This is a genomic window from Mesorhizobium sp. M4B.F.Ca.ET.089.01.1.1 (genome assembly GCF_004022605.1).
In the GTDB taxonomy this organism is placed as follows: domain Bacteria; phylum Pseudomonadota; class Alphaproteobacteria; order Rhizobiales; family Rhizobiaceae; genus Mesorhizobium; species Mesorhizobium abyssinicae.
In genome coordinates this window covers 1-9,478 of the sequence record NZ_RZOS01000213.1, presented here as the reverse complement: position 1 = coordinate 9,478, position 9,478 = coordinate 1, and the positions used below count along the sequence as shown (strand labels likewise).

Sequence of the window (9,478 nt, the reverse complement as noted above, 5' to 3'; positions counted from 1 at the left end):
GGCGGGATGGATGTTGACCTCGATGACGCCGGGATCGGGCGCGACACGGATGACGTTAAGGCGCGGGTCGTGCGGCGGGCCGTAGCCCTCGATATGCACCGGCACCGGCGGCGGCAACCATGTCGTGGTCGGCGGCGCGACGCCCAACGACAGTCCGTTCCTGCGCCGGCCGGATCTCTTGAAGAGCCTGGTGCTGCAATGGCAGCGGCACCCATCGCTGTCCTACCTGTTCTCCGGCCTGTTCATCGGACCGACCAGCCAGGCGCCGCGCTTCGACGAGGCGCGCCACGATTCGCTCTATGAGCTCGAGATCGCGATGGCGCAGGTGCCGCATCCGGACAAGGGCGAAGCACCCTTGCCGTGGCTTGTCGACCGGCTGTTCCGCAACCTGCTCACCGACGTGACCGGCAACACCCACCGTTCGGAAATCTGCATCGACAAATTGTTCTCGCCCGACGGCCCCACCGGCCGGCTCGGCCTGGTCGAGTTCCGCGGCTTCGAGATGCCGCCCAATGCGCGCATGAGCCTGGCGCAGCAATTGCTCGTGCGCGCCATCATCGCCCGTGCGTGGAAGAACCCGCTCGACGGCCGCTTCGTGCGCTGGGGCACCTCGCTGCACGACCGCTTCATGCTGCCGCATCATGTTTGGGCGGATTTCCTCGACGTGCTGGAGGACCTCAAGCTCAACGGCTTCGAATTCCGTCCCGAATGGTTCGCCGCGCAGCTCGAATTCCGTTTCCCGTATTGCGGCGAGGTCGAGCATGCGGGGGTCAAGCTGGAACTCAGGCAGGCGCTGGAGCCGTGGCATGTGATGGGCGAGCAGGGCGCGATCGGCGGCACCGTGCGCTTCGTCGATTCATCCGTCGAGCGGCTGCAGGTGAAGACCGAGGGCCTCAATCCGGAGCGTCACGCCATCGTCTGCAACGGTCGCGTCGTGCCGATGAAGGTGACGGCCAACCGCGAGGTCGCGGTCGCGGGCGTGCGCTTCAAGGCCTGGCAGCCGGCTTCCGGCCTGCATCCGGCGCTGCCGGTCAACACGCCGCTGGTCTTCGACATCTACGACCGCTGGTCGGGCCGGGCGGTGGGCGGCTGCGTCTACCATGTCGCCCATCCCGGCGGGCGCAATTACGACACCTTTCCGGTCAATGGCAACGAGGCGGAGGCGCGGCGGCTTGCCCGCTTCGAGCCGCGCGGCCATACACCGTCCGGCTATGTGCTGCACAATGAAGAAGCCTCTGAAGATTTCCCGATGACCCTTGACCTCAGGCGGCCCCCGAGACTCTGATCGGCGATGGCGAAGGGGAATCAGAAGAAGATAGGCGGCAAGCCGCTGACGCACAGTCTGCTGGAGCACTACCAGCCGATCGACGGCGTCGTCGACGAGATGGTCGACGCCTCGGGTAATCCGCGCCCGGCCTGGCGCGCCTTCCTCGAGGCGCTGGAGGACCTCGGTCCTGAAAAGCTGGCCCGGCGCTTTGCCCGCGCCGACCAGTATCTGCGCGACGCCGGCGTCTACTACCGGGTCTACGACAAGGCCGGCGCCAACGAGCGCGAATGGCCGCTGGCGCATGTCCCGCTGCTGATCGAGGAACAGGAATGGGCGGCGATCAGCGCCGGCCTCGTGCAGCGCGCCGACCTGTTCGAGGAGACGCTGGCCGACATTTACGGACCGAACCGGCTGATCGAGAAGGGCATCCTGCCGGCGGGCCTGATCGCAGCCAGCCCGGAATATTTGCGGCCCGTCGTCGGCACGAAACCGGCCAGCGGCCATTTCCTCCACATGCTCGCCTTCGAGCTCGGCCGCGGGCCCGACGGCCGCTGGTGGGTGCTGGGCGACCGCACGCAGGCGCCGTCAGGCGCAGGCTTCGCCCTGGAGAACCGGGTCGCCACCACGCGCGCGCTGTCCGACATCTATGGCGAAATGCATGTGCATCGGCTGGCCGGCTTCTTCCGCCGCTTCCGCGACGCGCTGATCGGCATGGCCAACGACACCGGCGGCCGCGTCGCCATCCTGACGCCGGGGCCGCTCAACGAGACCTATTACGAGCACGCCTATATCGCGCGCTATCTCGGCATCATGCTGCTCGAAGGCGAGGACCTGACCGTCTCGGGCGGCAAGCTGATGGTGCGCACCGTTTCGGGGCTGAAGCCTGTCGGCGTGCTGTGGCGGCGGCTGGATGCCGCCTTCGCCGATCCGCTGGAGCTGAGGCCGGATTCGCAGATCGGCACGCCCGGCCTGGTCGAAGCGATCCGCCGGGGCACGGTGTCGGCCGTCAATGCGCTCGGCTCGGGGCTGATGGAAACGCGGGCGCTGCTTTCCTTCCTGCCGAGGATCTCGCGGGAATTGCGGGGCGAGGAATTGCTGCTGCCGAGCGTCGCCACCTGGTGGTGCGGACAGGACAGCGAGCGCGAGCACGTGCTTGCCAACCTCGACCGCATGGTGGTCGGTCCGGCGCTGTCGACGCGGCTTGCCTTCGAGGACGACGATGCGACTAGGCTCGGCTCGACTCTGTCCGATGCCGAACGGGCCGAACTGGTGTCGCGGATCAAGGACAGCGGCGGCGACTTCGTCGGCCAGGAAGCGGTGACGCTTTCGACCACGCCCGTCTATATCGGTGGCTGGCTGGAGCCGCGGCCGGCAAGCCTGCGCGTCTATCTGGCGCGCACGCCGGATGGCTGGACGGTGATGCCCGGCGGTTTTGCCCGGGTCGGCTTTTCGCAAGACGCGACTGCCATCGCCATGCAGCGCGGCGGCCAGGCGGCGGATGTGTGGGTGGTCAGCGACCGGCCGGTCGAGCGCGAGACGCTGCTGCCGCAGGAGCACGACAGCTTCACCCGCTCGATGCCTGGCAGCCTGCCCAGCCGCGCCGCGGAGAACCTGACATGGCTCGGCCGCTACATCGAGCGCTCGGAAGACACGGCACGCGTGCTGCGCGCCTATCATGTGCGGCTGGCGGAGACCTCCGACCCCGAAACGCCGCTGCTCGCCGACATCAGGGACTATCTCGAACCGTTCGGCATCGACGTCGAGACGGCGATCCCGCTCGGCCTGATCAGCACGCTGGACAGCGCCGTCTATAGCGCCGGGCAGATCCGCGACCGTTTCTCGCCCGACGGCTGGCTGGCGCTGAAGGATCTGTCGAAGACCATCCATCAATTCGCCAAAACCGTGGCGCCGGGCGACGACGCGACGCGGGCGATGACGGTGATCCTGCGCAAGCTTGCCGGGTTCTCCGGCCTGCTGCATGAGAACATGTACCGCTTCACCGGCTGGCGCTTCCTCGAAATCGGCCGGCGGCTGGAGCGCGGCATCCAGATCGCCCGCATGCTCGCCCGGCTGACCAGGAAAGGCGCGCCGGACGGCGCGCTCGACATGATGCTGGAGATCGGCGACAGCGTCATGACCCATCGCCGGCAATATCCGGTGCAGGCCGGGCGGCGCACGGTGATCGATCTGCTGGCGCTCGACCCGCTCAACCCGCGCTCGATCCTGTTCCAGCTCGAACGATTGAAGGCGGAGATCGGCATGCTGCCTTCCGTTGGCGCCGAAGGACATATGTCGCCGGCGGCTAAGGAAATCCTGCAGCTCAACACGGCGATCGCCGTCATGGAGCCGTCGGACATGACGGCGCAAGTCATCGACGATCTCGCCAACGAGATCGGCGGCCTCTACAACAGCCTTGCCAAGGCCTATTTCGGATAGGGCATGCTCTACGACATCAGGCTTCATCTGAGCTACGACTATGACGCCGCGGCCGGTGGCGGCCGGCATCAGGTTCGCGTGCTGCCGCCGACGATCGCGGGCGTGCAGCGGGTGGTCGCCGCCTCGCTGTCTTTCACGCCGGCGCCGGGCGAGCGCTCTGATTTCACCGACTTCTTCGGCAACAACGTCACCTCGCTCGCCTTTCGCGACGCCCATGACGCGCTCGACATCAGGATGAGCGCGCGCGTGTCGGTATCGCGCCCCGAGCCCGGGCTCGACGTTTCGCCCAACCTCCAGCGGCTGCGGGAGGAACTCGGCGGCGTGCGGTCGCTGGCGCCCGATTCGCCGCATCACTTCCTCGCCGCCAGCGATCATGCCGGCATCGATGCCGCGATCACCGCCTATGCGAAAGACAGCCTCGCAGGCTCGACCGTCGCCACGGTCATGGACCTGTGCAACCGCATCCAGCGCGACTTCACCTATGACGGCAAGGCAACCACCGTGCAGACCCGCGCCAGCGATGCTTTCGCCCTGAAACGCGGCGTCTGCCAGGATTTCTCGCACATCATGATCGCTGGCTTGCGCGGTCTCGGCATTCCCGCCGGCTATGTCAGCGGCTTCCTGCGCACCATACCGCCGAAGGGCAAACCCCGGCTCGAGGGCGCCGATGCCATGCATGCCTGGGTCAAGGCGTGGTGCGGGCGCGACGCCGGCTGGCAGGAATTCGACCCGACGAACGGCATGCGGGCGAGCAATGACCACATCACCGTCGGCTACGGGCGGGACTATTCCGACGTGGCGCCGATCGTCGGCGTCCTGAAAACAACGGGCGGCCAGGCCGCCGAGCAAGCGGTCGACGTCATCCCGGTCATGCTCGAGAAGGTTTGAGATGCAAGCCTTTCCGGGGTTCCCGGGGGGCGTAAAGACTGCTTCTCAAATCCGGACGCTGCCGTTATCTTGCGCTTCGGGGCGGTAGGGCCGGATGCGCAACATGCACCGGCGGAGTTTCCATTTGAGAGCGGTCAGCGTCATCATTCCGGCACACAATGCGGCGGCGACCATAGCGAGGACGCTGGCATCGCTGCGTCCAGAGGCTGATGTCATCGGTGAAGTGCTGCTGGTCGATGATTCTTCGTCGGACGACACAGCAAGCGTTGCCGAACATGCCGCTTCGCGGTGCGCGTTGCCGTTGCGCGTGATCCAGTCCAATTGCAGGGACGCGGGCGGAGCCCGCAATCTCGCTTTGGCGCAGGCGAACTACTCCTGGATCTACATGATCGATGCCGACGATCTGCATCTGGACGGCGGGCTGCGGTCATTGCTTTCCCGGACCGATATGCAGACGAGGGCCGATATGGTGGTCGGCGCCTTTCGCAGACGAACCGACGGCGTCGACCGGCAGATCAAGCTGCCTGTAGGTTATACGGCCGCCAGCACCGCCAATGCCTCGGCCTATATCCAGGGGCATGTACGCTCGATTGCCGTCGGAAGCGCGCTCGTGTCCCGGCGCGCGATCGATGAGACGCGATTCCCGACCGGGCTCGCCTATGACGAGGACACGTTGTTCTGGGCCAAGGTGCTCAGCACCGCCCGGCTTGCCGTCATCACGCAACCCGTCATGACCTATTTCGTTTCGGCGGAACGCTCCGACGATCGCTTCACGGTCAAGCCGGCGAAGCGCTTCCTCGAATGGCGGCAGGCGTTGCACGGGCTCGCCGATTGCGGGATCGCGAAGTCGGCGCTGAAGGTCAGGGAAGGCCTCGTCGCCCTGAAGATCGCGCGTGTCCACTATGCGCGCGGTGATCTGGATACGGCGGCCCGGTTCCTGGCCGTGGCCAGGGCGGCGCCGAAGGTGCCGTCGGACACCTGGCGTTGCATGCGCTACCAGTTCAAGCTTGCGGCGCGGCGCCGCTTTTCCGTGCCGCGCATCCAGTTGCAAAGCGCTTGATGGCCGGGAAACCGGAACTCGCAGTCGTGGTGATTGGTTTGCGGGCGCCCGCCGAACTGGTCGCCGCGGTGCGGTCGGTGCTCGATCAGAACATCCCGCTCGAGATCGTCATCGTGAATTCGGGCGGCGGCAATGCCCAGGCACTTGTCGACAATGCCGGTCTCAAGGTGAGGGTCGTCGAGGTCGAGCAGCGACTGTTTGCCGGCGGCGCGCGAAATCTCGGCATCGCGGCGACGCAGGCCCCGTTCATCGCCTTCCTCGCCGGTGATTGTCTGGCCTGCCCGCGCTGGGCTGAAGTGCGCCTGCACCATCACAGGCAGGGCGCCGCGACCGTGGCGAGCGCCATCCTCAACAGCCATCCGCGCAATCTGGTGGCGTGCGCGGCGCACCTCGTGACGTACATGCGGCGTTTGCCCGGCCTTCCGGCCGAGAAGGCACTGCGCTACGGCGTCTCCTTCGACCGAAAGCTGTTCGATCTGTACGGGCTGTTCGACGAGCACATGGCGTTGGGGGAAGACACCGATTTCATGGCCAGGCTGCCCGAGGCGATGCAGCCGGTCTGGGATCCGCAGGTCCTCACCATCCATCGCAACGAGACAAGCCTGTTCCGCCTGCTTGCCGACCAGTACCGCCGCGGCCGCCGCCTTGGCGCCTATCTGAGGACCGTCGAAGGCGAGAAGCCCCTGAGGCCATTTCGAAGGATTTTCCGGGACCGCCGCAACGTGAGCAAGCTGGCCAAGCAAGGGCTGTCCGGAAGGGACAGGACGTTTGCGATGCTTTCGCTGCCAATCGTGTGGCTGGCGCTGTTCGCCAAATCACTGGGGTCTGCCATCGGTGCCAGATATGGCGAAAAGGGCCGGCGCCAATGATCACGGTCGAGATAAGGCCGCCACGCCGGCGGCGCGGTCGATGGTTCGGGACGCGACGGAGGATCGTCGCGGTGTTCAGCTATCGCTACGACGCGCATCTGGTGCCGGGCCTGATCGCGAACATCGACCCGATCGTGGACGGCTGGATCGCATATGACGATCGTGGTTCGGACGCGGTGTTCAGCAGCGAGCCGACGAGGCGGCGTGCCCTGCTGGCCGCGGCCTTCGAGGCCGGCGCCGATTGGATCCTGGCAATGGACCCCGACGAGAGGTTGGAAAACGCGGTCGCCGATCAAATTGGCCAACTGACCAGCCGGTCGCGGCGCATCGCCTGGGGATTCCGGACGCTGGAAATGTACACGCCGGACAGCTACCGCGTCGACGGGCCCTGGGGGCAGAAGGTGCAGCACAGGCTGTTCAGCGCCTACCATCCGGATCGCTATCGGTCGACGGATTTGCATGGTGCCTGGTTCCCCGAAGACCTCCGCCTCAAACTCAGGGACAGCGGTCTCAACCTTTATCATCTGAAGATGATCGAGCCGAGGCGGCGCGCGGCACGGCGCGACCTCTACAACCATCTCGATCCGGATCGCCGGCTGCAGGACATCGGCTATGACTATCTGGCGGATGACTCCGGAGCGGTTTTCGAAACCATACCGCCCGGGCGAGGCTACTTTCCGGTCCATAGCGACGACGGCGGGCTGTGGATGGCGGATGTGTCGGACGTCCGGCCGGCGTGAACCCCAAAGGCATCGCGGAACCAGCGGCCGGTTGCCGGCTTATCTACGGACCAGTTCCGTGGATCCGTCATGCTGCAACGACCGCAATCCGCCCCTGAACGCCCGGCAGGCGAGGACGAAACTCAAAAGAACGGCGCGCAGAAATCGGCCGAGCGTGCATCGCTCACCTATGTCAGCGATGCCGATCCCGGCATTCGTCGGCTGCGAAAGGGCAAGGGCTTCGCCTATCTCGGGCGCCATGGCCGTCCGGTCTCCAAGGCGACGCTTGCGCGCATCCGGGCGCTCGCAATTCCACCGGCGTGGACCGATGTGTGGATTTCGCCCGATGCCTGCGGCCATATCCAGGCGACCGGCCGGGACCAGCGCGGGCGCAAGCAATACCGCTACCATGCGCTGTGGGCCGCCGAGCGCGACGGCGCCAAATATTCGAGCCTGATCGCCTTTGCCAGAAGCCTGTCGGAACTGCGCCGCCGCATCGACGCCGATCTGCGCCGTCACGGCCTGCCGGCGGAGCGTGTCGTGGCGGCCACCGTTTGGTTGCTCGACAACACGATGATCCGCGTCGGCAATGCCGCCTACGCCCGCGACAACAAGAGTTTCGGTCTGACGACATTGCGCGACCGCCATGTCGACATCGAGGGATCGAGCCTGCGGTTTGCCTTCAAGGGCAAGTCCGGCAAGGAATGGAAGCTGAAACTGGTTGACCGCCGGATCGCCAGGATCGTGCGCGGCGCGCAGGAACTTCCGGGCCAGAAGCTGCTTCAGTATCTTGGCGAGGACGGCAACCGGCATCCGGTCGGCTCCGGCGACGTCAACGGCTACATCCGCGGCGCGGCCGGCGCGGATTTCAGCTCGAAGCATTTCCGCACCTGGGGCGGCACCATCCACGCCGCGTCGCTGTTTGCGCAAACCGAGCGTCCGGGAAGCCAGGCGCAGATGAAGCGGGTCATGAACGGCATCATCGACAAGGTCGCCGAGCGCCTCGGCAACACGCGTGCGGTCTGCCGCAAATGCTATATCCATCCGCTGGTCTTCGAAGCCTGGTCGGAGGGGCGGCTGCTCAGCGAGATGGCTGAGGCCAGCAAGCGAAAACGCCTGATACCTGGCCTCGACGAAGAGGAGACGCTTGTGCTGAGATGGCTTGAGGCGCGCTGCGCATGACCGATGGCACGGCGAGGGCAGCCAAGCCCGTGTGATCGCTCGGCAATTTTTTTATCGACGTTGTGTCGGGAAGGGCCCTACTGTCGCGTCCTTTGATACGGAAAGGACTTGCCATGCTCTATGCCATCCTCTGCTATGCCTCCGAAGACGTCGTCTGCTCCTGGAGCAAGGAACAGGACGACGAGGTGATGGCCAAACTCCTCAACGTGCAGGAAAAATACGCCCAGGCCGGGCGGCTTGGGCCGGTCGCGCGCCTGCTGCCGACAACCGCGGCGACGACGCTGCGCAGGGTCAAGGGCGAGCCGGTCGTCATCGACGGCCCGTTCGCCGAGACCAAGGAACAGTTCCTCGGCTTCTACACGCTCGAATGCGCCGATCTCGACGAGGCCGTCGACTTCGCGCGCGAGCTTTCCGAGGTCAATCCGAGCGGCGGCTCCTACGAGATACGCCCGGTTTCCATCTTCAATCCCGCCAGAGTGCCCGCATGACCGAGCTTGCCTGGATAAGCACCGCGATCAGCACCGCCCGTCCGCAGGCGATGGGCGCGTTGCTGCGCTACTTCCGCGACCTCGACGCCGCGGAGGAGGCTTTCCAGGACGCATGCCTCAGGGCGCTGAAGAACTGGCCGAAAAACGGCCCGCCGCGCGATCCCGCCGCCTGGCTGATCTTCGTCGGCCGCAACAGCGGCATCGATGCAGTGCGCAAGCGGTCCAAGCAGGCGCCGCTGCCGGAAGAGGACCAGATCTCCGACCTGGAGGATGCCGAAAGCGATATCGCCGAGCGTCTCGACGGCGCCCACTACCGCGACGATATCCTGCGGCTCCTGTTCATCTGCTGCCACCCGGACCTGCCGGCGACGCAGCAGATCGCGGTGGCCTTGCGCATCGTCTCCGGCCTTACCGTCAAACAGATCGCGCGCGCCTTCCTGGTCGGCGAAAGCGCCATGGAGCAGCGCATCACCCGCGCCAAGGCGCGCATCGCGGATGCCGGCGTGCCGTTCGAGACGCCGGGCGCCGTCGAGCGCTCGGAACGGCTCGCGGCGGTGGCCGCCATGGGC

At 66.2% G+C, this 9,478-nt stretch carries 8 protein-coding genes and 1 pseudogene; all 9 read left to right on the top strand.

Annotated features, from left to right (window positions below; genetic code table 11):
- Positions 1-97: 97 nt before the first annotated feature.
- Positions 98-1,285, top strand: a pseudogene (locus tag EN780_RS19720) (transglutaminase family protein); the annotation flags it as partial.
- 6 nt (positions 1,286-1,291) lie between these two features.
- Positions 1,292-3,703: a circularly permuted type 2 ATP-grasp protein gene (locus EN780_RS19715; RefSeq protein ID WP_128275064.1), complete on the top strand. Its 2,412-nt coding sequence runs from the start codon at positions 1,292-1,294 to the stop codon at positions 3,701-3,703.
- A gap of 3 nt (positions 3,704-3,706) precedes the next feature.
- Positions 3,707-4,591 carry a transglutaminase family protein gene (locus EN780_RS19710; protein WP_128275063.1) on the top strand — a complete coding sequence of 295 codons (885 nt, stop codon included), beginning with the start codon at positions 3,707-3,709 and terminating at the stop codon, positions 4,589-4,591.
- Positions 4,592-4,715: 124 nt separating this feature from the next.
- Positions 4,716-5,651 (top strand): glycosyltransferase family 2 protein, encoded by a 936-nt coding sequence (locus EN780_RS19705; RefSeq protein WP_128275062.1) that lies wholly within the window; start codon positions 4,716-4,718, stop codon positions 5,649-5,651.
- Positions 5,651-6,520 carry a glycosyltransferase family A protein gene (locus tag EN780_RS19700; protein WP_128275061.1) on the top strand — a complete coding sequence of 290 codons (870 nt, stop codon included), beginning with the start codon at positions 5,651-5,653 and terminating at the stop codon, positions 6,518-6,520. Before EN780_RS19705 ends, EN780_RS19700 begins: the two co-directional genes overlap by 1 nt.
- The gene (locus tag EN780_RS19695; protein ID WP_128275060.1) at positions 6,517-7,260 is read left to right on the top strand and encodes a hypothetical protein; all 744 of its coding nucleotides are present in this window, start codon (positions 6,517-6,519) and stop codon (positions 7,258-7,260) included. The genes EN780_RS19700 and EN780_RS19695 overlap by 4 nt, the downstream gene beginning before the upstream one ends.
- Positions 7,261-7,329: 69 nt before the next feature.
- Complete coding sequence (locus tag EN780_RS19690; protein ID WP_128275059.1) at positions 7,330-8,421, top strand: DNA topoisomerase IB; 1,092 nt, start codon at positions 7,330-7,332, stop codon at positions 8,419-8,421.
- A 113-nt stretch (positions 8,422-8,534) separates the two neighbouring features.
- Entirely contained in the window at positions 8,535-8,909 is a 375-nt protein-coding gene (locus EN780_RS19685) for a YciI family protein (protein ID WP_127284727.1), read from the top strand.
- Positions 8,906-9,478 (top strand): sigma-70 family RNA polymerase sigma factor (locus EN780_RS19680; protein ID WP_128275058.1); only part of this gene is annotated, 573 nt, incomplete at its 3' end. The genes EN780_RS19685 and EN780_RS19680, both read left to right, overlap by 4 nt.

What these genes read in the sequence shown, in the direction of transcription:
- EN780_RS19690 (WP_128275059.1), top strand. Translation starts at nt 7,330, where the DNA reads ATGCTGCAACGACCGCAATCCGCCCCTGAACGCCCGGCAGGCGAGGAC.
- EN780_RS19710 (WP_128275063.1), top strand. Translation starts at nt 3,707, where the DNA reads ATGCTCTACGACATCAGGCTTCATCTGAGCTACGACTATGACGCCGCG.
- EN780_RS19700 (WP_128275061.1), top strand. Translation starts at nt 5,651, where the DNA reads ATGGCCGGGAAACCGGAACTCGCAGTCGTGGTGATTGGTTTGCGGGCG.
- EN780_RS19715 (WP_128275064.1), top strand. Translation starts at nt 1,292, where the DNA reads ATGGCGAAGGGGAATCAGAAGAAGATAGGCGGCAAGCCGCTGACGCAC.
- EN780_RS19695 (WP_128275060.1), top strand. Translation starts at nt 6,517, where the DNA reads ATGATCACGGTCGAGATAAGGCCGCCACGCCGGCGGCGCGGTCGATGG.
- EN780_RS19685 (WP_127284727.1), top strand. Translation starts at nt 8,535, where the DNA reads ATGCTCTATGCCATCCTCTGCTATGCCTCCGAAGACGTCGTCTGCTCC.